Below are 20,357 nucleotides of genomic sequence, written 5' to 3'. Positions count from 1 at the left end.
TCACTGTGAACAGACGCGGTCGCCGCTAGAAGCGGTCGAGCAGGCGTTCGATATAGTCGAGCTCGTCTTGCGGGCGCCCGGCTTCGGCTGCTCGGCGGCGTAATTCCTCAAGGATGCTGCGCGCACGGGCCCGCGACATTTCCTCAGGGACTTCGACCCCACTGCCATCGGCAAAGGCGCCTTCCGAGGGACGGCCGAGTGGATCGCGTTCCTGCTCGCCTTCGCCGGCCTCGCCCTGGGCGTCCTGCATGCGCTCGAGCAATTCCTCGGCCAATTGTTCAGCGCCGGCACGCAAGTCTGCCAGCGCGTCATCCTGGGCTTCCAGAGCGGCTGCCGCGTCACCTTCGCCAAGCGCATCGGCTGCCGCGCGCATCGCATCGCCAGCCTGGGCGAGCGATTCGCTGCCGCCTCCGGGCAGCGCCTGCTGCGCCTCGGCGAGCTGCTGGGCGAGTGCGTCCTGCATGGCGCCTAGCGACTGCGCACCGGCACCGCCACCATTCTGGTTCTCTGCCAGGCTTTGCGGCATGTTTCCGTCCTGCTGGCCGGTCTGGCCACCCGATTGAGGCTGTGAGGCACCACCGGATTCCTGCTCCTGGTCGAGCCCGAACGTCTGGTCCTGCAGATCGCGCTGGCTGCCGATCACATCGCCAAGTTCTTCGAGTGCGTCCTGGATGGCTTCGGAGATCGGATCGCTTTGCTCGCCCTCGCCGGAACCCTGTCCCATCTGCATCTGCATATTGCGCAGCAATTCGCTCAATTGTTGCAGGGCCTGGCGGGCATCTGCGGTGTCGCCGAGCTCGGCAGCTTCACGCAGGGCATCGAGCATTTCCTGTAGCGCAGCGCCGTCGAGCGACTGGGCCTGGGCATCGGCCATCTCGCCGCTGCGTGCGGCCTCGGCGGCCATCGCGGCCATGTAATTGTCCATCGCCTCCTGGAAGGCGTCGAACAGGGCGGCCAGCTCGGTCTCGTCGGCACCGCGCGCGAGGGCTTCCATCAGCGCCCGCTCGGCGGCGCGCAGTGCGGCCTCGGCATCCGCCAGCGAGCCCAGTTCGGCGCGCAGGGCGATTTGCCACAAATCGGCTTCCAGCCCGGCCAGGTCCGCCTGCTGGCGCGAACGCCGCAAACGTTGAACGCTGGCGCGCAGGCCGAGATAGACGACAGCATCGTCGAAAAAGTGCGTCGGCGCATCGGTGATGGCATCAAGCGCACGGGCGGCGAATTGCAGGCCTTCCGGCGCGCGCTCAATGCGGCGCTCCGGCTCGTCGGCGAGATAGGCCATGCCCGGCGCGACATCCTCGGCATAGAGGACGGGCCGGACCGGTAATGGTGCGTAGGCCTGGTTGGCATTGAGGACATTGCGGCGCTGTTCGGCGACGGCGCGGGCCAGTGCATCGAGGAAAATCCGTGAGGGCAAGGTGATGCCCAGCTCTGGCGAGCGTCCGGTATTGCCACCGGCATCATCGGCGGCGATACGGATCGTGACCCGGCTGCCGGCCAGCTTGTGCTGCGCAGTTTCGAGCAGGGTGCGTACACCGTCTTCCGTGTCGAGATTGGTGATGCCGGCCGGGGTGATCTCGATGCGTTCCCATGGCGCGCCGGGATCAGTCTCGGGCCGCAATTCCAGCGCATAGGCGGTGGCGCCATAATCATCGACGACGGAGAATTGCAGGTCGATCTCGCCGCTGGAATTGGCATCGGGCACGGCGAGCAGACGCACAACGGGCGCGCGGTCGGGGATAACGGTCAGGGTCCAGTTCTGGCGCGTCGGGCCAGCGGCCAGCCGGATAGTCGCATCATCGGCAATCGCCAGGCGGCTATCCCACACGCTGTCACCGATCGCGGTGGACGTTGCGCGCTCTGAGCCGGCGCCGTCGCGGCGCGTCAGCACCGGGGCGCGGCGGCTGCCGGCGGTACGGGCGATGAAGCTTGATCCGGCCGGGACCTCGATTGTGCGAGTCTCGGCAGACAGAAAGATCGGAGCCCGGCCGGTATAGGCGGGCGGGTCAATCCAGGCATCAACGCTGACATCGAGCCCGCCGACCTGGATCGGCGCGAGACTGAAGGCTTCGCCGAGACGGTCCTGTGCGGCCGGTCCGGCCATGAACCAGGAGACCAGCAGGGCCAGGGTCAGGCTTCCGCGCAGCGCCCAGCGATCCTGTCGGGCCCAGGCGGCCTTGGGCCGGCGGGCCCGGGCCAGGTCGAGCCGCCGGGCCATGCGAGCCTGGTGCTCATGCCAGACCTGGAGCGCGGCGGGATCATCGGTGGGCGGGGTATCAAGCAGGGCTTCGTGCGGCCGGGCGCTGATGCCGGAATCTTCTTCAACGCGGCGGGCGAGGTCTTCGACCTGAGGCCAGGCAAAACCGGTCAGGCCCCTGCGGGTCAACCAGACCGCGCCGGCCAAGGTGGAGAGGGCATAAATGCCGCGCCAGGGGTCGCCGATACTTTCCCACAGACCCAGCAGGGCAAGCACGGCAAAGCTCGCTGCCCAGGCAAGACCTGGCCAGACCACAGGCACAGCGCGCTCCCACATCAGAGCGCACCATGCGACGATCAGGGACCGACGGTGCATGGGGCAAATCTAGCACGCTGCGGCGCGCCGGATAGCGCGGTAAGCATTACGTTTTGTTGAAGTGTGACGTCTGCGGGCAATGCGTTATCGACCGGCACTGTCATCCGCCGCGTCGGCCGCTGCTTCCGCGTCCTGCGGATGGCCCCACATCGGATCGGGCCGCTCGAGATCGCCGCGCAGGCCGCAGGCCGCCAGCGATGTGGTGCCAAGGAGGATCAGGATCAGGCTATACAGGCGTTTCATCATGCTTTCCTTTATGCCGACAGGCGGGCTTTCCAGGCTTCGACCTGCTCGCCTACCCGTAACGGCGAGGTGCCGCCAAAGCTGGTCCGGCTCTGCATCGAGGCGCGTGCACTCAACACTGAATAGATGCGTTCGTCGAGGCCGGGCTCGACCGATTGCATGGTCTCAAGCGGCAGTTGAGCCAGCGGCACGCCGGCCGCTTCGGCAAGGCGGACAATCGATCCGGAAATGTGATGCGCATCGCGGAAGGGCTTGCCCAGTTCGCGCACAACGAAATCAGCCAGATCAGTCGCGTCGGAATAGGCTTCGCCGGCGGCTGCCTCCATTGCCTCGCCATAGAAGGTGAGATCGGCGGCCATGCCGGCCATCGCCGCGAGGGCCAGTTCCAGGTCATCGACGGCCTGGAAGGCGGGCGCCTTGTCTTCCTGCAGGTCTTTGGAATAGGCCAGCGGCAGGCCCTTTACCACGACCAGCAGCCCGGTCAACGAACCGATAATCCGGCCCGGCTTGGCGCGGACGAGTTCGGCGGCGTCGGGATTGCGCTTTTGCGGCATGATGGACGACCCGGTCGACCAGGCATCCGACAGGGTGGCGAAGCCAAATCGGCGCGTGCACCAGAGCACGATCTCTTCGGCAAAGCGCGAGAGGTTGACGGCACAGATCGCGGCGGCGGCCATCACTTCAAGCGCAAAATCGCGCGCGGCAACGCCGTCGAGCGAATTGGCCATGGGCCGGTCAAAGCCGAGCGCCTTGGCGGTCATGTCGCGGTCGATCGGAAAGGCCGTCCCAGCCAGGGCAGCGCAGCCGAGCGGGCTTTCATTGAGACGTTTGCGCGCGTCGGCAAAGCGGCCGCGATCACGCTCAGCCAATTCGACATAGCTCAGTAGATGGTGCGCCAGCGAGACCGGCTGGGCGGTCTGCAAATGGGTAAAGCCGGGCATGACCTGGTCGATATGCTTTGAAGCCTGTTCGACCAGGGCGCGTTGATAGGCCTCGAGCCCGGCATCGATACCGTCACAGGCGGCGCGTAGCCAGAGGCGGAAATCGGTCGCGACCTGGTCATTGCGCGAGCGCGCCGTGTGCAGCCGTCCGGCCGGTTCGCCGATGATATCCTTCAGACGGGATTCGACATTCATGTGCACGTCTTCAAGCGCGGCCGACCAGGGGAAGTTGCCGGCGCGGATCTCTTCACGCACTTGTGTCAGTCCGCGGGTGATTTCTGCGGCGTCAGCACTTGATATCACCCCGGTCGCCGCCAACATCGCGGCATGAGCCAGCGATCCGGCGATATCTTCTTCGGCCATGCGTTGATCGATATCGATCGAGGCATTGATCGCTTCCATCACCGCCGAGGGGCCGGCCGCAAAACGGCCGCCCCACATGGCGCTGGCACTGGATGTTGGTGTCGATTTGGTGTCGTCTGCCATGAGCGCCCCGCCGATCAGGAGAATGAAATGCAAATATCGCCCGTCAAAGCCGGTATCACGGCCATGCTCGTCATCGGACTGGTCGGGTTTCTATACGTGTTCATATCCGGCACGGGCAAGAGCGAAACCGGGTCTCTGGACAGCTATGCGCGCGGCGAAATGGGCGGATTCGTCACCCTGAGCGATGCGCCGGCCCAACCGGCGATGGTCTATACCGACCCGGATGGCGGCGAGCACTTGCTCTCCGACTATCGCGGCAAGGTGATCCTTCTCAATCTCTGGGCCACCTGGTGCGGCCCCTGCGTCGAGGAAATGCCGGCGCTCAACCGGCTGCAACAGCAAATGGGGGGCGATGATTTTGATGTCGTCACCATCAGCTTTGACCGCTCCTTCGACCCGATCACCGAATTCTTCGAGCGGGAGGGGATTGATGCCCTGCCGGCCCTGCGTGATGCCAGCTTCACCAGCCATAACCTGGTCGGCGCGCTCGGCCTTCCCATGTCCATCCTCTACGACTCCCGTGGCCGCGAGATTGGCCGCATGCCGGCACCGGCCGACTGGGATAGTGAGGACGCGCATCGCCTGGTGCAGGCGGCGATCAACCGCGGGTAAAAAAACGGGCCGCCCCGACGGGCGGCCCGAGTCGTGTGTTTCGCTCGGAGGGATACCAAGCTTTGAGACAAATCCGGGGAGGACAAGTTTCGAGCCTCTGCCTACGGATGGTGCACGACGGTTTGATGACGGCAGTGCGACGCTTTTGCGGCGAATTGAGAACGGGCGGGTCAAGGAGATCGGGCCGACATCCATGGTCGTGAATGCGCGCACCGTGGTGGCTGGATGGCGGCTGAGGCTTTCGTCGCACAGCGTGGCACTCTAGAGTCGAGTCATGACGCTGCATCCAGTCAATCTCATCCAGATCGCATTGATGACGATCGCCCTTCTGGGCGTGGTGTTGACACTGCTCCGTGCCAGGTTGCACGCGGTTACCGCGCTGCTCGCGATGTCGGCAGCCTGGATGGTGTTCAACTTTCTCGAGGAGACCGCCGGCTTCCGGCAGATCTGGCTGGTCACGCCGGCCTTTCGATTGGCCTATCCGCCGCTGGTCTATCTGCTGGTGCGCGGCGTGATGATCGCCGGACCGGCCCTGCGCTGGCGCGACTGGCCACACGCCCTGCCGTTTCTGGCTGCGCTCGCGCTGACACCGCAGATAGAGCTGGTCGAACACGCGGCCCGGATCAGCCTGTTTGCCTATTCCGCCGCAGCACTCCTGCTGGTCCGTCGTTTTCACAACGCGACCCGGGACATGCGCTCCGATGCGCGGACTATCCAGCTGAATTGGATGGTCGCGATGATCGCCTTCTACGTTCTCGACGGTGTGTTTGACATTTTGCGCATGGATGCGCACTGGCTGCACCCCTACTGGCCATGGCTGGACACCCCGTCGGCCTATGCTTTCCAGATCGCGGTGTCGCTGGTATTCGTGGGTGTTCTGATCGTTCTGGCCGTCCGGCATACCCGCTTGTTTTCGGGCCTCGATGAACGGGTCCTGGAGGCTTGGGCAGAAGGGCGCGCCGCGCCACATTCGCCCGATGACACGGCCGTGGCCAGCGCGGCTGCGAGCGTCGATTTCAAACGTGTCGAGACCGCTGTCTGCGATGGGGCGCTCTACACCGAACCCCGGCTGACACGGCAGGAGGTCGCGGCCGCCTCCGGCCTCACCGAACGCGCCGTGACGCTGGCCATCAAGTCGGCGACAGGGCGGAATTTCAATGACTATATCAATTCGCTTCGGATCGAGGATGTTTGCGCGATGATGCGGGAGGACGCCCGGACGGGCAGGCGCCAGCGTGTGATTGACCTCGCCTTCACGGCCGGCTTCAGTTCCAAGTCCGTTTTCAACGCGGTCTTCAAGCGCGAGACCGGACAGACGCCGTCGGCCTTCGCCGCTGCCAAGGATGCCACGCCAGCCGGTGCGAAATCCGGTTCGGCCGACACCTGACGCATTCCGCACGTCCGGAATCCGGATATCGGGCGATCCGTCCGGACGCCCGTGATCCTGTCGCCCCGTCATCAATCGGGAGACAGACATGCTTCGACTTTTCATGGCCCTCGGGCTTCTCGCCAGTATCGCCGCCGCGTCCCTCGTCACCTGGGCACATCAATTGCCCGGGGTGATGCGCCCGGATCGTGAGTCGCCGCGATCCTATCTGATTACCAATGCCAGCCTGCTCGATCCCGCGACCGGGAGCGTGCAGGAGAATGGTCATGTCATGGTGATTGACGGGCGGATCGAGCGCGTCGGGACCGGGCCTCTGCCGGCACGCCCCGACGGTGTCGAGCCAATCGATGCAGGCGGGCGCGTGCTGATGCCGGGCCTGATTGATGTGCATGTCCATGTCTTCGACGAGACGGATCTGGCCGCGGGCCTGGCTCATGGCGTCACGACGGTGCGCAATATGGGTGGCTTTCCCTTTCACCTGCCGCTTGCCGCGCGTATTGAGCGGGGCGAGATCCTCGGGCCACGCCTGTTGACGACCGGTCCGATCCTCAATGAGGTTGGAGGACGCAATGGCAATGCCCTGCACGAAACGGTCGATGGTGCGAACGAGGCGCGGGCCAGCGTGCGCCGGCAATACGCGGCCGGCTTTCGCCATCTCAAACTCTACTCGAACCTGTCCCGGGAAAGCTTCGCGGCAATCCGCGACGAGGCAGCCGTTCTGGGCATGACGATGAGCGGACACCCGGTCGAAGGCACGCCGGCCGATCCGGTCGACTTTGCGGCCTCGCTGGGTGCGGGCTTCCAGACGCTCGAACACACTGAGTCGATCGTCTGGCATGCGTTGAATGACGAGACTGACCCGGATGGCGTTCGCGAGCTTGCCCAACAGATCGCTGCATCCGGCACGATGATCGACCCGACGTTGGTGGTGCACGAGAATCTGGCGCGGATCGTCGAGACCCGAGGGGCTCATATCACCCGCCCCGCCATGGCGAGCTACAATCCGGTGATCGCCGGGCATGAGCAGGAGAATTTCGAATTCTGGTCGCAATACCAGCATGATGACCGTTCCCGCATGCAGGCCTTCTATGTTGAGGTCACCGGTGCCCTGCATGCCGCCGGTGTACGCCTGACAGTCGGGACGGATTCCGGCGTCATGGTCACGCCGCACGGGATTTCGACTGTGCGCGAAATGGAGATACTGGTTGATGCCGGCCTGACCCCGCCTGAGGCGATCCGCGCCGCGACGCTGAACGGGGCGGAGGCGCTGGGGCTGGACGGGGAGATCGGTTGCCTGGCGCCGGGCTGTGCCGCCGACCTTATCCTGGTCGCTGGCGATCCGACGCAGGACATCGCGTGGCTCTACGAGATCGACGCCGTGATGCGCGATGGGCGTTGGCTTGATTTTGACACGCTGACGGCCCTCGAAGAGGCGGGGCATCATCCCTCATCGCTGCGCACCTGGTGGCGCCTGGCGCAGCACACCCGGTCGATACACTGAGGGTAAACTGCCAAGAAAAAGGCCCGGCTGGAACAGCCGGGCCTTGATCGTTTCGATGCGAAGTCGGTCTATCCAAGCGCGGCGTCGAGCTCGGGCAGGGCCACGAACAGGTCTGCGACGAGGCCGTAATCGGCGACCTGGAAGATCGGGGCTTCCTCATCCTTGTTGATGGCAACAATGATCTTGGAATCCTTCATGCCGGCGAGATGCTGGATCGCTCCGGAAATGCCGACGGCGATATACAGGTCAGGCGCGACGATCTTGCCGGTCTGGCCGACCTGGTAATCATTCGGCACGAAGCCGGCATCGACGGCAGCGCGCGACGCGCCGACGGCGGCACCGAGCTTGTCGGCGATGGAATCGAGCAGGTGGAAATTATCGCCCGATTGCATGCCGCGTCCGCCGGAGATGACGATCTTGGCCGCGGTCAGTTCCGGACGGTCCGACTTGGACATTTCCTCGGAGACATATTCCGATTTGAACGGGCCGGAGGAGGCCGCCATATTGTCCTGGGTGGCCGCACCGCCATCGCCAGCCTTGGCGAAATTTGTCGGGCGCACCGTAATGACTTTCTTGGCGTCCGAGGATTTGACCGTCATCAGCGCATTGCCGGCATAGACCGGGCGCACGAATGTATCCGGGCTGACGACTTCGACGATTTCGGAAATCTGCATCACATCGAGATGGGCGGCGATGCGGGGCATGAAATTCTTGCCCGTTGTCGTCGCCGCGGCGAGCACGGCGTCATAATCGCCCATCATCGGGGTGATCAGGGCATCGAGCGCTTCCGCGGTCGGTTTGGCGAAGACATCGGCTTCGGCATGGATCACCTTGGTGACACCATCGAGCTTGGCAGCCGCATCGGCGACGCCTTGCGCGCCGGAACCGGCCACGAGGACATGGATGTCCCCGCCCAGGGCCGCGGCGGCGGTGACGACAGCACGGGTGGCGTCATTGAGCTCTTGATTGTCATGCTCGGCAAAAACGAGAACAGCCATATCAGATCACTCCCGCTTCGTTTTTCAGCTTGTCGACCAGTTGAGCGACGGATTCGACCTTGATGCCGGCTTCGCGCTTCTTGGGTTCGGTCACCTTGACCACTTCCAGGCGCGGCGCGAAATCGACGCCGTAATCGGCCGGGGTTTTCATGTCGATCGGCTTGCGCTTGGCCTTCATGATGTTCGGCAGGGAGGCATAGCGTGGCTCATTGAGGCGCAGGTCGGTGGTGACGATGGCCGGCAATTGCAGCTTCACCGTCTGCAGACCGCCATCAATCTCGCGCGTGACGCTGGCAGCACCGTCGCTAATCGCGACTTCCGAAGCGAATGTGCCTTGTGGCCAGTCGAGCAGGGCGGCGAGCATCTGGCCGGTCTGATTGCTGTCATCATCAATCGCCTGCTTGCCGAGGATCACCAGTTCCGGCGATTCTTCCGCGACAACGGCTTTCAGCGCCTTGGCGACGCCGAGTGGTTCGACCAGATCATCGGTCTGGATCAGGATGCCGCGATCGGCACCCATGGCGAGCGCGGTGCGGATTGTTTCCTGCGCCTGGGCCGGTCCGACCGAGACGACGATGATTTCCGTCGCGACACCCTTTTCCTTGAGCCGGATCGCTTCTTCGACCGCAATCTCGCAGAACGGGTTCATGGACATTTTGACGTTGGCGAGGTCGACACCTGACTGATCAGGCTTCACGCGGACCTTCACGTTGTAATCAACGACCCGTTTGATGGGGACGAGAATCTTCATGCCGGAGCTCCGAATTTGGACGCGCACGGGGAGGGGCGCACCTTGAAAGGACAGGCGTCGAACCTGCCTATGCCTGCGCTCTAAGTCAATGTGACGCGCGCGCTGACGTGCGCGTCAAATCACAGCAGGCCTCAATCCTTCATCCAGGTCGAGACGGGGCCGCCGGGGGCGACGGCAAAACGCCAAAGCGCGTAGAGCAGGGCCGCAATGACTGCGCTGAGCGTCAACATGGCCGGGATGAACCAGCCGCCAAGCACTTCCGTCGCGCCGACCTGTGCTTCATAGGACAAGGACCAGTCGCCCTGGCCGTAGTGCCACAGGCCGACACCTTGCGGGTTGAACACCTCCATCACTGTCATATGGAGAAAGATGAGCACGAAGATCCCGGCGATCCCGAGCGCGAGGATGGATCCATAGTGCAGCACGACCGCCGCAGGCTGCCGCCAGGCCGGCGGCGCGGCCGGCAGATCGCCATAGCTGCTGATCGCCGCATGCAGGCGCGTCAGCTCATCGCCTTCGTCCAGGGCTTCCATCGCATCGCGGATATGACTCGCGGCTTCGGCACTGATGTCTGCGCGGTCGGCAGCGTCGAGCTCGCGATTGGCCCGGTCGAGGCGGCGTTGGAAATCCTGCCACAGGCGGCGGGCCTCAGGCGTCGAGAATGTGAGAACACCGGTCATGAATTCACCTCCTGCGCATCCAGCGCCTCGCCCATAGCCGTCCAGATCGACTTCATGTCCTTGAGAACCTCGGCGCCGAATGGTGTTGTTGTGTAGTATTTTCGCGGCGCACCGCTGTCCTCGGCCACCCATTCGGCGGTGACCAGACCGTCATTCCGCATCCGCGTCAGCACCGGGTAGACCGTGCCCTCGGCGAGACCTTCAAAGCCGGGCACCTGTTTCAGGCTGGCGACGATTTGATAGCCATAGGCGCGCCCGGCCTGCAGGCGGGCCAGGAGCAGCATCTCGAAATATCCCTTGCGGGCCTGGGAAATCCAGCGCTCCAGAACGCCTGCCTTGTCCGTTATATCCGCCATCAATGCCTCGCCCGTCTCGACTTTCTATTGGTATCCCTTGTATTGCCTCATAGCAAGATGTATAGCAATGCATAGTAGTTGCTATAACCAAGGAATTTTCCCATGCGAATGCTCAAGCTCGTCCGCCTTGCCGCCGCTCTGGCAGCGCTGGGCTGGATCGCCTTCATTGCGGCAGACCTGCGCCCTTTCACCGGCATTGATCCGGACGCCTCGCCGGCAGAGATGGCGGATGAGCTGGACGGGGTGCTCGATCGGGCGATGCGGCGATATTCGATCGCCGGCGTTGCCGCCGGTGCCCTGCGCGATGGGGAGGTCATCTGGTCGGCCCGTCGCGGCGCGGCGCGGGCAGATGGCACGCCCGTCACCGGGCAAACGGCCTTCAATCTCGGCTCGGTTTCCAAACCGGTCACGGTCTGGGCGGTTCTCACCCTGGCCCGCGACGGACGCATCGACCTGGATGCGCCGGTCCAGTCCTACCTGACCCGCTTCACCCTGCCCGAGAGCGAATTTGATGCCTCCGGTGTCACCGTGCGTCGGCTGCTGCAGCATGTCGGCGGCATCAATATTCATGGCTATGGCGGCTACAGCCCCGAGGAGGACCAGCCCGCCGATATCGTCGAGCTGTCACAGACCTATGAGCCGCTCCAGCTGGTGCGCGAACCGGGGCGTGCGTCGAGCTATTCCGGCGGTGGTTATGTCTTGTTGCAGATGATGATCGAGGATGTCAGCGGGCAGGGCTTTGATGCCTATGTGCGCGAACAGGTCTTCACGCCGCTGGGCATGGAGCATAGCGGATTCATCGAGGCCGACCTTCCCACCCGATCGGCGGCGTTCAATTACTATCGCCGGGAAATCGAGGATTTGCGTGACGTCGCGCTTGCTGCGGCCGGCGTTTACATGTCCGGCGATGATATGGAAGCCTTCCTGCGTGCCCATCTCGGTGGTGGCGGTGTGTTGCCGCTGTCATGGCTCGACCAGGCTTTCCTTCCGTCTGAAGGCACGCCCAATATCGGCATGAGCTACACCCGCCTGGAGACGCCGGGCGGACTGCTGATCGGTCATGGCGGCAATAATTCCAGCTGGAATGCCCAGATCTATATCCGTCCGGAAACCGGCGACGGCTTCTATTTCATGACCAATGCGACCTCGGGCGCGCAGCTCGATTTCGACCTCAGTTGCACCTGGTTGTCGGCGGTGAGGGAAAGGCCCGTTGAGCAGGTGTGCGATGAAGCCTTCGAGCTGACTCACCAGATCAGTCTGGGGGCTGGCCTCGTCGGCGTGCTGGCCGTGCTGGTTGGCTATTGGTTGTTCGCCGGTCTCGCGGCAGGGCGCCGACGCCTGTGCGTGCTACCCAAGGGGCGCGGCCCATTGCGCCTGATCGGGCGGATGGTTCTCTTCGTCCTGACCCTGGTCCTGACGCTTGGCTGTGCCTGGTTCTTCTACACCAATTCGGTGATGTGGCGCACGCAGGTCATCTTTATTGACGAGATACCCGTCGACGAGTTTGAGCGGCTCTTGCCAGCGGTCCTCGCCTTGCTGACTGGCCTGGCACTCAGCCTGTGGTCGAGCCCGGGCGATCGGGCCAAAAGCTCTGCCGAGCTGTCCCGCCAGGACTAGCGTTGAGGCTATACTGCAGGCACGCGCGCCGTGCCTGCAGCAAAGGGATGGTCAGCTATTCGGCCGGCGCCGGGACGGCCATTTCGGTCGAGATGAAGAGCTCGATTTCGTCGGAGACGTAAGGCACGGCATAGCCCATGTCCCACTCAGAGCGCAGCAGTGATCCGGTCGCGGTAAAGCCTAGCTTGGAGCGGCCATCGCGGGTCTCGCCGGCATTGTTGAGGGTGACATCCAGCGACACTGGATGGGTCTGGCCATTCATGGTCAGGTCGCCGCTCATCACGCCGGTTTCGCCATCTTCGGTCTCAAAGCTGGTGCCGACGAAATGAGCGGTCGGGGTGAGGGCCGTGTCGAAGAAGTCACCGGAATTGAGATGGCCGATGAATGCGTCCTGCCCGGCACCGGCCCACAGACCGCTGATCAGGTTGAAGGTGATGTCGATGGTCGAATTGGCCGGGGTTTCCAGGTCGAGCTCGACCGTGCCCTCATAGTCGGTGAATTGCAGCGATTGGCGCGAATAGCCCTGATGGTCCCAGCTGGCACTGATGACGGTGTGGCTATGGTCAAACTCATAGGCGACGGGCTCAGCCGACGCGCTGGAGAAGGCCAGCAGCGCAGCCGGGGCAGCGGCGAGAAAAAAGCGAAACATGCGGTCACTCCCAGGTGATTTGAAAACGGTCTGCGTTGAAAATTGTTCGCAAAACATAATGCGTCTGACCGGGAAATCGAGCCCACTCGCGCGAAGTTGATGTTTCCGTGCCGGAAAGAATGCGCGGTCTCAGCGTTCGCCGCCGGGCACCCAGAGGACATCGCTGCGCCCTTCATCATTGGTGATGCGGGCCATCACGAAGATCAGGTCGGACAGGCGGTTGAGGTATTTCAGTGCCGCCGGATTGATGCGGATACCCCCGGCGATCAGCGCGGAAAGCTTGCGCTCGGCACGGCGGCAAATGGTCCGCGAAAGGTGCAGGCGCGCGGCGGCCTCACTCCCGCCGGGCAGGATAAAGGAGTTCAGCCGTGACAGGCGTGCATTGAGCGCATCGATCTCGGTCTCCAGCCGTGTCACCTGACCCTCGGTCATTCGCAGCGGCTCGAAGCCGAGCGGTTCATCGCTCTCGGGCACGCACAGATCGCCGCCCAGATCGAACAGGTCATTCTGGATCCGTTGCAGCGCTGCATCGAGCTCATGGCCGCCGCCCAGTGCGGCGCGGGCGAGGCCGAGGGAGGAATTTGTCTCGTCCACATCCCCGTAGGCATCCACCCTCGGGTCGTGCTTCACTGTCAGCGACATGTCGCCGAGACGGGTTTGACCGGCGTCGCCGGTACGAGTGTAGATTTTATTGAGCTTGACCATGAAGCCTGTCTAGCGCTTCGGCGCGCGCGGCGCGAGCCCCGCATCAGATTCAGGCTGCGTGGCCGGGCGTCACGAGAGCAGGCCAAGAGGTCAGGGAGAAAAGATGATGATCCGCAATTTCGCAATCGCACTGACAGTGGCGGTCAGCCCCGCAGCCCTCGCACAGTCCGTGACCAATGATGCAGAGCTCGCTGTGTTCGCCGAACAGGCGCGCGAATCGAGCGGGGCGCCGGCCGCTGCGGTGTTGTTCTGGCAGGCTGGTGAGACGCGCATCGGTGTTGCCGGAGTGCGCGAGGCCGGCAGTGATGCCGCCGTGACGCCGGATGACCTCTGGCATATCGGCTCTGACACCAAGGCGATGACGGCAATGCTGGCGGCGCGGCTGGTGGAGGCGGGTGTCATCAGCTGGGACGACACGATTGGCGAGCGCCTTGGCGGTGTGATCGAGGGGATGGATCCGGCCTATCCGGCGCTGACCTTCCGGCATCTCTTCAGCCATCGCGCCGGCCTTCCGGCCAATATCGGCATGGCCGACATGATCCGCTTCCAGATGGAAGGCACCAGTGGCCGCCCCATGCCCGAGCAGCGGCTCGACTATGCGCTCCGGATGTTGCGGACGGCACCGGCGGCCGAGGCGGAGACCGAATTCCTCTACTCCAATGCCGGCTATGTCATTGCCGGGGCCATGCTCGAACAGGCGACCGGGCAAAGCTGGGAAAGCCTGATGGCGAGCGAGGTCTTCGAACCGCTCGGTCTGGATTCAGCCGGTTTCGGGCCTCCGGGCAGCGTTGATGCAATCGACCAGCCGCGCGGTCACCGCTCCGGCATGCTCGGAGGTTTGACGGCAGTGCCGCCGGGACCACGCGCCGATAACCCGCCCGTGCTCGGACCGGCCGGAACCGTCCATATTTCGCTCAGCGATCTTGGCCGATATCTGGGCGCGCAGATGGCGGGTGATCGCGGCGAGGCGAGCGACTATCTGACCGCAGACAGTTGGCAGACCCTGCACACACCGCCCTTCGGCGGCGATTATGCGCTCGGCTGGGCGCTACAGAATGGCCGCCTGATCCATGCCGGATCGAATACGATGTGGTTTGTCCAGATCGTGATGGACCCGCAAAGCGACCGCGCTGTGGTCATCGCCTTCAATGATGGCCGCGTGGACCGGGTTGCGCCAACGATGGGACCGGTCTTCGGGGCCTTGCTGACCCCGTCCGACTAGCGTGCCGGTCAGGCGCCCCAATGTTCCTTGGCGAAATAGATCAGTACGATCAGCGCAATAGCCGAGAATTGCAGCACGATCCGCAGACGCATCAGCTTGTTGGAGCGCGACCGCGCCTCATCGCCGGAACGATAAAGGTTGAAAATCCCGAAACCGAGCACGATCACCACGCCAAGCATGGCGATGTAGAGCAGTCCGGTAAGAAGATCGACGGTCATCAGCTTCTCCAGCGCAGGGTGGCGGGTTTGACAGGATTGACGAAGGGCTCGCCGGTTTCGCGATGCTTCGTCCAGGCGCGTTTGAGCGCAAAATACCATTTCGCCTGCACGTCGCTATCATGGATCAGCATCAGGTCGGGATCATAGGCGAGCCCGATCTGCTGCGCGTTCACGGCCTCGCGGTCCTGGCCGACGAAGGTCTCGATCCCCTTGCGGATCAGGAAATTCGGCGTGATGTGCAAGAGCGGGTGATCCCAGTAGACGACGATGGTGATGGCGGTGGAATTCTCGTTCGTCGGTGTCACCGCGGTGAAACCGGTGAAATGCTTGCCGCCCGCCTTGACGTATTCTGTGCGCAGGCCGGGGATTTCAAACCGGATCTCGGTCTGGGGCTCGCCGAGCAGGGCGTAGAGATAGGAATTCTTCGACGGCACATGCGGCAGCATGGAGAAGCCGCGCCCGACCGGTCCGAATTGCTTGGCTTTCTCGTGCACGGATTTGCCGGACCGCCACCACCATTGCCGGTGGATGAAAGGGATATGCGCCGGGTCCATCAGCCCGATCACGGCATGGTCGACATGGCAGTTGAAGACGTCATGGATCACCATGCGTGGGCGTTCGCCCTCGGGCAGATCCAGCTTGGGCGGTGCGATGGTGGGCTCGGGATTCTCCTCGGACCCGTAATAGATCCAGACCAGGCCCTGGTCCTCGTGCAGCGGGAAGGTGCGGGTGCGGATCTTCGAGAGGTCCATCGCTTCGGCCTGGTCTGCCGTCAGCGAGGGAATGGCAGCGCAGGAGCCATCAGTGCGGAAACGCCAGCCATGATAGGGGCATTCCACCTGGCTCTCGCCCTCATGGCACTGCATCTTGCCACCGGACAGCAAGATGCCGCGGTGCGGGCAGACATCCTTCATCGCGAAGGCGCGGCCCTCATGGTCGCGTCCGAACAATATCGCCTGGCCCAGCAGCTCGCGATGGAGATGCTGGCCCGGTTTGAGCTCGCTCGAAAGCGCCCCGAAATACCAAAGATCGCGCAAAAACATGTCTGCCTGATAGCGGCTCAGACGGCGCTTGCCTAGTTCGAGGGGCCGGAGCTGGCTGCGACATGATCGCGGGCCCGGCGTCAGCGGCCGAGAAAGGCTGAGACCACGGCGTCCGATGCGATCAGGATTTCCGGCTTGTCGGTCCGCAGAGCAATCCGTTCGCCGGGGAAGAATTCCAGTCCGGGCGGGATGGCGGCAGCCGGCTCGCCATACTGCCCCGTCAAGAGCTGGCGCAGCCGCGCTTCATCGCCAACGCCGGTGAGGATCCAGGCCAGGGCCAGCTGGCCATCGGCAAAGACGAATTCGATTTTCCGGTCGAAACCGGCGATTTCATAGCCGAAACAGTCAATCTGCGTCTGTGTCGTATTGCCGGTCGGCAGGCCGGGCTCGTCGTCAAAGGTGCGCGTAAAGGCGCAGGCCGCCTCGATTTCCGGGGCCAGCACCTCGATCGTTTCGCCGAGACGGATTTCCTGCGGCACCGCAAAGCTCAGCGCTTCAGTCTCGGGCAGGGCGGCGCCGTCGAGGGCGGGATGACGCCACATGAAGAGATTGGTGTGCAGCCCGTCGGGATTGAGAACCCAGACCGTGTCGCGCGCGGTATCAATCAGCACACCCGCGGCCGGCCAGACCGTGAAGTCGCGAAAGTTCTGCGCCTCGCCGGCCTGGGCCAACGCCTCGGCACCGCCTGTGGCATTGACATGAACCAGGGCACCATCGCCGAGGATGAAGACGGCCCGGTCGAGGCGGGCGCCCGAGGCCAGATCGAGCCCGTCGCAGATCAAATGCGCCTCGCTTTCAGCCGCGAGTGGAAAGCGCGGTGTGGCGACATCGATCCGCTCCACATCCTCGCAGCGCTGTTCCAGCAGGCTTTCTAGCGCCGCATCGCCGGTGCCCATGGCGAGGACCGGATCAATCGCGGCCAGCGGGTCGGCCAGAGCTGGGCCAGCGGCCAGGGCAAGGCTGAGTGCGGCGGCGGTGAGAAGGCGTTGGCGGACGGTCTGTTTCATCGCATCGGGTCCCGAATTTGTGTGGCTTCAAGACCTTGGATGCGCGGGATGGCGCGTCTGGATGCATGACAAATCGGTAAACTCAGCGCCGGAAGATTGAGCGCAACCCTTCCGAGGTCTCGCCGCTCATCCGCATCGCCTGCAAGGTCGCTGCCTGGTCGCGCTTGGCGAAGCGCTTGCCGTTTTCATCCAGCAGAAGCCGGTGATGGCGATAGATGGGAGTTGGCAGGCCGAGCAGGGTCTGCAGCAGCACGTGCAGCGGCGTCAGCTCGAACAAGTCCTCGCCGCGGATCACATGGCTGATGCCCTGTAGCGCATCATCATGCACCACGGCGATATGATAGCTGGTGCCGACATCCTTGCGCGCCAGCACAACATCGCCGAGCGGGGCTGGATCGGCCGCCACTTCGCGCGCGCCTTCGCGCTTGGTGGCGCTTACCCCTTCCTCGACAAAACACATCGCGCCAAACCGCGGCCCGAGATGATCGCGGCAGCGATCCAGCGAGAGCCGCCAGGCATAGGCCTCGCCGGCCGCCACCCGCGCCGCTTCCTCATCTGCCGACAGGGGCGTGTCGGGCCCGCGATAAACTTCGCCGACGCCATGCGGGGCGCGGGCGATATCCTCGAGGATTTCCGTGCGGGTCTTGAAGCAGCGATAAACGAGGCCGAGCGCCTTGAGCCGCTCCAGCACGCCAGCATACTCATCGAAATGCTCGCTCTGGCGCCGCACCGGTTCTTCCCAGTCGAGCCCGAGCCAGATCAGATCATCAAACAGGGGCGCCTCGAATTCATGTCTGCACCGAAGCGTGTCGATATCTTCCAGCCGCAGCAGGAAACGCCCCTCATGGTCACAGGCCGCACGCCAGGCGGTCCAGGCCGAGAAGGCATGGCCAAGATGGAGGTAGCCCGAAGGCGAGGGGGCGAAACGTGTGACGAAATTCATGGCGCTATCGCAAAGCCAATTCGCACCACTTGTCAAAACCATCGCTGCCCGCAGCCCTCACGCGTTGACAGCACCGGCGCGAATGCTGACTTTCCGCCCGATACCGAGCAGGAGACACGCATGACCCCCATCGACGGACCCCGCCTCGCGCCTCGCGATGGACAGCCGCCGCGCAAGCTGGTGATTTTCCTGCATGGCTATGGCTCCAATGGCGATGATCTGATCGGGCTCGGCCAGCATTGGGCGCCGGCGCTGCCGCATGTGCAATGGGTGTCGCCGAATGCGCCCGAGGCGGTGCCCGGTGCGCCCAATGGCTATCAATGGTTCCCGATCTCCAATCTCGATCCCGACCGGATCGAGGCCGGTGCCGCTATCGCCGGGCCGATCATTGACCGTTTCATTGACCAGGAATTGGCGCGTTACCGCCTGACCGAGGCCGATCTGGTGCTGTGTGGATTCTCTCAGGGCACCATGCTCTCCCTGCAGGCGGGTCTGCGCCGTGAGCGGCCTTTGGCCGGCATTCTCGGCTTTTCCGGCGCCTTGCCGGGCGGGCCGAAACTGAAGCAGGAAATGCGCTCCAAACCGCCGGTGATGTTGATCCATGGCGATCAGGACCCGGTCCTGCCGCTCGGCTTCATGTTCGATGCGCTGGAAAACCTGGCCGCCGCCGGTCATGGCGCGCAATGGCATATCTCCCAGGGCCTGCCGCATTCCATCGGCCAGGACGGGCTGGAGATCGGCGCGCATTTCCTCAAGACGGCCCTGTCCGGCGGTTATCGCTGAGCGCAAGTCCTGCTGCCCCGTGTCGCAGCGTGTGTGGCCTTGATGTCATAGGCGCGTCACCGAAACAGGCGTAAACTTGCCTGCAAGGACACGTGATCCGATTCGCCTGTCGGGCGGCCGGGCAGTCCAAGGAGGTGCGTTTTCAGGACGAATGTCCGGGATACATCCTTCCCTCGCGGCCCCAGGGCCCGGATGCAAAGGGGAGGCGGCCATGCAGGTGCTTGCTAAAGCCCCGCAGGGATGGCCCTGTCTGGTGCTGAATGCGGATTTCCAGCCGCTCAGCTATTGGCCGCTCTCGACCTGGCCGTGGCAGGAAGCGGTCAAGAATGTCTTCCTCGAACGCGTCGCCATCGTCTCCAACTACGAGGACGTGGTGCATTCCCCGACCTTCGAAATGCACGTCCCGTCAGTCGTCGCCCTGCGCGACTATGTCGCCCTCGACCGCACGCCCGCCTTCACCCGCTATAATGTCTGGCTGCGCGACGGCTTCAAATGCGCCTATTGCGGCGCCGGTGGCAGCGGCAGCACGGAAAAACTCACCTTCGACCATGTCATCCCGCGCCGCGCCGGCGGCAAGACAAGCTGGGACAATATCGTCGCCGCCTGCAGTCCGTGTAATCTGAAAAAGGGTGGCCGCAATCCGCGCGAAGCCCGCATGCCCCTCAAACGCCCGCCGCAACGCCCCACCATGTATGAGCTCCAGGCCCAGGGCCGGAGATTCCCGCCGAAATTCCTGCATGAGAGCTGGCTGGACTATCTGTATTGGGATGTGGAGCTGGAGCGGTAGGGCGACACGCTCCAGTGTCGCGTTGGCCCGCCTCATCCGGCCTTCGGCCACCTTCTCCTCACGGAGAAGGAAAGTGCGCGCCTTCCCTCTCCGTGAGGAGAGGGTGCCCCGCAGGGGCGGGTGAGGCGGGCAGCTGTGACGCTGGCGGACGTCGCAATGGGAGACCTCGATATCACGAGCTCCGCGCCTGTCGCGTCGAGGTCCTGACTGTCGTCAGGATGACGAGGTTGAGAGACTACGCCCGCCGCAGGATCCGCACCACCCGATCGTAAACCGCTTCCGTCGCCGTCCAGGTATGGCCGCCGCTGGTGTTCACAAACTGGATCACCACGGCGTCGATATCGCTGTGATAGCGGGCGATGCTCGAATAGCCGGCGAGCAGACCGGTATGGCCATACTCATAGACTTCGGAATAGATCGCTTGCGCCTCACCGGTGAGGAGGGTGCCGTCATTGAGGGCGCGCAGGAAGATGCCGGTGTCTTCGGCGGTCGCGACCATGCTTCCGCCGGGGACGTGGTGGACGCGGGGCCGGAAATTCTCTTCGGGCCAGCCTGGATCATAACCGCCGGGGATGCGCTCGAGATCGACATCATCCACCGAGGCGAAGGTGTTTCGCAGTCCGAGCGGGTCGAGGATGTCACTGCGGATGAATTGCTGGTGCGGATAGCCCAGGGCCTGATCGAGGATATTGCCGATCAGCAGGAAATTGGTGTTGGAATATTGATAGCGCGCATCGGGCTCGAATTCGGCAGGATCATCGAACACCAGCGCCAGATAATCATTCACCTCGCCTGAGGTGATCGCCCAGCGGTCGGGATCCTCGACCCAGTTGGGAATGCCGCTGCGGTGCTGCAGCAG

General features: G+C 63.7%; 21 protein-coding genes. 7 read left to right on the top strand and 14 right to left on the bottom strand.

What is annotated here, in order from left to right:
- Nucleotides 1-25: 25 nt before the first annotated feature.
- From ACN0YJ_RS11210 to argH, 3 genes are all read right to left on the bottom strand, one after another.
- A complete protein-coding gene (locus ACN0YJ_RS11210; protein ID WP_417496246.1) occupies nt 26-2,569 on the bottom strand; it encodes a DUF4175 domain-containing protein in 2,544 nt (847 codons plus the stop codon).
- An 84-nt stretch (nt 2,570-2,653) separates the two neighbouring features.
- Entirely contained in the window at nt 2,654-2,815 is a 162-nt protein-coding gene (gene lptM / locus ACN0YJ_RS11205; RefSeq protein ID WP_417496245.1) for an LPS translocon maturation chaperone LptM, read from the bottom strand.
- A gap of 8 nt (nt 2,816-2,823) precedes the next feature.
- Entirely contained in the window at nt 2,824-4,239 is a 1,416-nt protein-coding gene (gene argH, locus ACN0YJ_RS11200) for an argininosuccinate lyase (protein ID WP_417496244.1), read from the bottom strand.
- A gap of 27 nt (nt 4,240-4,266) precedes the next feature.
- Between argH and ACN0YJ_RS11195 the strand changes: the two genes are divergently transcribed.
- The 3 genes from ACN0YJ_RS11195 to ACN0YJ_RS11185 all read left to right on the top strand — a co-directional run bounded on the left by ACN0YJ_RS11195 (nt 4,267) and on the right by ACN0YJ_RS11185 (nt 7,739).
- Entirely contained in the window at nt 4,267-4,851 is a 585-nt protein-coding gene (locus ACN0YJ_RS11195; RefSeq protein WP_417496243.1) for a TlpA family protein disulfide reductase, read from the top strand.
- A gap of 274 nt (nt 4,852-5,125) precedes the next feature.
- Nucleotides 5,126-6,238, top strand: coding sequence for a helix-turn-helix transcriptional regulator (locus ACN0YJ_RS11190; protein WP_417496242.1), 1,113 nt, complete (start codon nt 5,126-5,128; stop codon nt 6,236-6,238).
- 88 nt (nt 6,239-6,326) lie between these two features.
- Nucleotides 6,327-7,739: an amidohydrolase family protein gene (locus ACN0YJ_RS11185; RefSeq protein ID WP_417496241.1), complete on the top strand. Its 1,413-nt coding sequence runs from the start codon at nt 6,327-6,329 to the stop codon at nt 7,737-7,739.
- A gap of 68 nt (nt 7,740-7,807) precedes the next feature.
- Here ACN0YJ_RS11185 and ACN0YJ_RS11180 read toward each other — a convergent pair whose 3' ends face one another.
- From ACN0YJ_RS11180 to ACN0YJ_RS11165, 4 genes are all read right to left on the bottom strand, one after another.
- Entirely contained in the window at nt 7,808-8,737 is a 930-nt protein-coding gene (locus ACN0YJ_RS11180) for an electron transfer flavoprotein subunit alpha/FixB family protein (protein WP_417496240.1), read from the bottom strand.
- 1 nt (nt 8,738) lies between these two features.
- Entirely contained in the window at nt 8,739-9,488 is a 750-nt protein-coding gene (locus tag ACN0YJ_RS11175; protein ID WP_417476948.1) for an electron transfer flavoprotein subunit beta/FixA family protein, read from the bottom strand.
- A gap of 131 nt (nt 9,489-9,619) precedes the next feature.
- Entirely contained in the window at nt 9,620-10,168 is a 549-nt protein-coding gene (locus ACN0YJ_RS11170; protein ID WP_417496239.1) for a hypothetical protein, read from the bottom strand.
- On the bottom strand, nt 10,165-10,524 hold the full coding sequence (locus ACN0YJ_RS11165) for a PadR family transcriptional regulator (RefSeq protein WP_417476950.1): 360 nt from the start codon (nt 10,522-10,524) through the stop codon (nt 10,165-10,167). Before ACN0YJ_RS11165 ends, ACN0YJ_RS11170 begins: the two co-directional genes overlap by 4 nt.
- Before the next feature lie 102 nt (nt 10,525-10,626).
- Between ACN0YJ_RS11165 and ACN0YJ_RS11160 the strand changes: the two genes are divergently transcribed.
- Nucleotides 10,627-12,141 (top strand): serine hydrolase domain-containing protein, encoded by a 1,515-nt coding sequence (locus ACN0YJ_RS11160; RefSeq protein ID WP_417496238.1) that lies wholly within the window; start codon nt 10,627-10,629, stop codon nt 12,139-12,141.
- A gap of 55 nt (nt 12,142-12,196) precedes the next feature.
- Here ACN0YJ_RS11160 and ACN0YJ_RS11155 read toward each other — a convergent pair whose 3' ends face one another.
- The gene (locus ACN0YJ_RS11155; RefSeq protein ID WP_417476952.1) at nt 12,197-12,790 is read right to left on the bottom strand and encodes a YceI family protein; all 594 of its coding nucleotides are present in this window, start codon (nt 12,788-12,790) and stop codon (nt 12,197-12,199) included.
- Nucleotides 12,791-12,919: 129 nt separating this feature from the next.
- Nucleotides 12,920-13,495 (bottom strand): cob(I)yrinic acid a,c-diamide adenosyltransferase, encoded by a 576-nt coding sequence (locus ACN0YJ_RS11150; RefSeq protein ID WP_417496237.1) that lies wholly within the window; start codon nt 13,493-13,495, stop codon nt 12,920-12,922.
- A 103-nt stretch (nt 13,496-13,598) separates the two neighbouring features.
- On the opposite strand from ACN0YJ_RS11150, the gene ACN0YJ_RS11145 reads away from it, so the two are divergent.
- Entirely contained in the window at nt 13,599-14,717 is a 1,119-nt protein-coding gene (locus ACN0YJ_RS11145) for a serine hydrolase domain-containing protein (RefSeq protein WP_417496236.1), read from the top strand.
- Between the two features lie 8 nt (nt 14,718-14,725).
- Here the strand turns inward: ACN0YJ_RS11145 and ACN0YJ_RS11140 are convergent, their stop codons facing one another.
- From ACN0YJ_RS11140 to gluQRS, 4 genes are all read right to left on the bottom strand, one after another.
- Entirely contained in the window at nt 14,726-14,935 is a 210-nt protein-coding gene (locus ACN0YJ_RS11140; protein WP_417476955.1) for a twin transmembrane helix small protein, read from the bottom strand.
- Nucleotides 14,935-15,978 (bottom strand): Rieske 2Fe-2S domain-containing protein, encoded by a 1,044-nt coding sequence (locus ACN0YJ_RS11135; protein ID WP_417476956.1) that lies wholly within the window; start codon nt 15,976-15,978, stop codon nt 14,935-14,937. The genes ACN0YJ_RS11140 and ACN0YJ_RS11135 overlap by 1 nt, the downstream gene beginning before the upstream one ends.
- A gap of 80 nt (nt 15,979-16,058) precedes the next feature.
- A complete protein-coding gene (locus ACN0YJ_RS11130) occupies nt 16,059-16,985 on the bottom strand; it encodes a hypothetical protein (RefSeq protein WP_417496235.1) in 927 nt (308 codons plus the stop codon).
- An 82-nt stretch (nt 16,986-17,067) separates the two neighbouring features.
- Nucleotides 17,068-17,928, bottom strand: coding sequence for a tRNA glutamyl-Q(34) synthetase GluQRS (gene gluQRS, locus ACN0YJ_RS11125; protein ID WP_417489711.1), 861 nt, complete (start codon nt 17,926-17,928; stop codon nt 17,068-17,070).
- Between the two features lie 120 nt (nt 17,929-18,048).
- On the opposite strand from gluQRS, the gene ACN0YJ_RS11120 reads away from it, so the two are divergent.
- Entirely contained in the window at nt 18,049-18,711 is a 663-nt protein-coding gene (locus tag ACN0YJ_RS11120) for an alpha/beta hydrolase (protein WP_417476960.1), read from the top strand.
- 211 nt (nt 18,712-18,922) lie between these two features.
- Nucleotides 18,923-19,498, top strand: coding sequence for an HNH endonuclease (locus tag ACN0YJ_RS11115; protein ID WP_417489712.1), 576 nt, complete (start codon nt 18,923-18,925; stop codon nt 19,496-19,498).
- 235 nt (nt 19,499-19,733) lie between these two features.
- Here the strand turns inward: ACN0YJ_RS11115 and ACN0YJ_RS11110 are convergent.
- On the bottom strand, nt 19,734-20,357 hold a 624-nt coding region (locus ACN0YJ_RS11110; protein WP_417496234.1), incomplete at its 5' end, for a serine hydrolase domain-containing protein.

This window comes from Maricaulis sp., from assembly GCF_048270095.1.
GTDB lineage: Bacteria > Pseudomonadota > Alphaproteobacteria > Caulobacterales > Maricaulaceae > Maricaulis.
Note: the sequence above shows the minus strand (reverse complement) of the source record. Positions and strands in the feature narration are given on the sequence as shown.

What these genes read in the sequence shown, in the direction of transcription:
- gluQRS (WP_417489711.1), bottom strand. Translation starts at nt 17,928, where the DNA reads ATGAATTTCGTCACACGTTTCGCCCCCTCGCCTTCGGGCTACCTCCAT.
- argH (WP_417496244.1), bottom strand. Translation starts at nt 4,239, where the DNA reads ATGGCAGACGACACCAAATCGACACCAACATCCAGTGCCAGCGCCATG.
- ACN0YJ_RS11130 (WP_417496235.1), bottom strand. Translation starts at nt 16,985, where the DNA reads ATGAAACAGACCGTCCGCCAACGCCTTCTCACCGCCGCCGCACTCAGC.
- ACN0YJ_RS11185 (WP_417496241.1), top strand. Translation starts at nt 6,327, where the DNA reads ATGCTTCGACTTTTCATGGCCCTCGGGCTTCTCGCCAGTATCGCCGCC.
- ACN0YJ_RS11195 (WP_417496243.1), top strand. Translation starts at nt 4,267, where the DNA reads ATGCAAATATCGCCCGTCAAAGCCGGTATCACGGCCATGCTCGTCATC.
- lptM (WP_417496245.1), bottom strand. Translation starts at nt 2,815, where the DNA reads ATGATGAAACGCCTGTATAGCCTGATCCTGATCCTCCTTGGCACCACA.
- ACN0YJ_RS11150 (WP_417496237.1), bottom strand. Translation starts at nt 13,495, where the DNA reads ATGGTCAAGCTCAATAAAATCTACACTCGTACCGGCGACGCCGGTCAA.
- ACN0YJ_RS11170 (WP_417496239.1), bottom strand. Translation starts at nt 10,168, where the DNA reads ATGACCGGTGTTCTCACATTCTCGACGCCTGAGGCCCGCCGCCTGTGG.
- ACN0YJ_RS11175 (WP_417476948.1), bottom strand. Translation starts at nt 9,488, where the DNA reads ATGAAGATTCTCGTCCCCATCAAACGGGTCGTTGATTACAACGTGAAG.
- ACN0YJ_RS11210 (WP_417496246.1), bottom strand. Translation starts at nt 2,569, where the DNA reads ATGCACCGTCGGTCCCTGATCGTCGCATGGTGCGCTCTGATGTGGGAG.
- ACN0YJ_RS11155 (WP_417476952.1), bottom strand. Translation starts at nt 12,790, where the DNA reads ATGTTTCGCTTTTTTCTCGCCGCTGCCCCGGCTGCGCTGCTGGCCTTC.
- ACN0YJ_RS11120 (WP_417476960.1), top strand. Translation starts at nt 18,049, where the DNA reads ATGACCCCCATCGACGGACCCCGCCTCGCGCCTCGCGATGGACAGCCG.
- ACN0YJ_RS11135 (WP_417476956.1), bottom strand. Translation starts at nt 15,978, where the DNA reads ATGTTTTTGCGCGATCTTTGGTATTTCGGGGCGCTTTCGAGCGAGCTC.
- ACN0YJ_RS11180 (WP_417496240.1), bottom strand. Translation starts at nt 8,737, where the DNA reads ATGGCTGTTCTCGTTTTTGCCGAGCATGACAATCAAGAGCTCAATGAC.
- ACN0YJ_RS11145 (WP_417496236.1), top strand. Translation starts at nt 13,599, where the DNA reads ATGATGATCCGCAATTTCGCAATCGCACTGACAGTGGCGGTCAGCCCC.
- ACN0YJ_RS11165 (WP_417476950.1), bottom strand. Translation starts at nt 10,524, where the DNA reads ATGGCGGATATAACGGACAAGGCAGGCGTTCTGGAGCGCTGGATTTCC.
- ACN0YJ_RS11140 (WP_417476955.1), bottom strand. Translation starts at nt 14,935, where the DNA reads ATGACCGTCGATCTTCTTACCGGACTGCTCTACATCGCCATGCTTGGC.
- ACN0YJ_RS11160 (WP_417496238.1), top strand. Translation starts at nt 10,627, where the DNA reads ATGCGAATGCTCAAGCTCGTCCGCCTTGCCGCCGCTCTGGCAGCGCTG.
- ACN0YJ_RS11115 (WP_417489712.1), top strand. Translation starts at nt 18,923, where the DNA reads ATGCAGGTGCTTGCTAAAGCCCCGCAGGGATGGCCCTGTCTGGTGCTG.
- ACN0YJ_RS11190 (WP_417496242.1), top strand. Translation starts at nt 5,126, where the DNA reads ATGACGCTGCATCCAGTCAATCTCATCCAGATCGCATTGATGACGATC.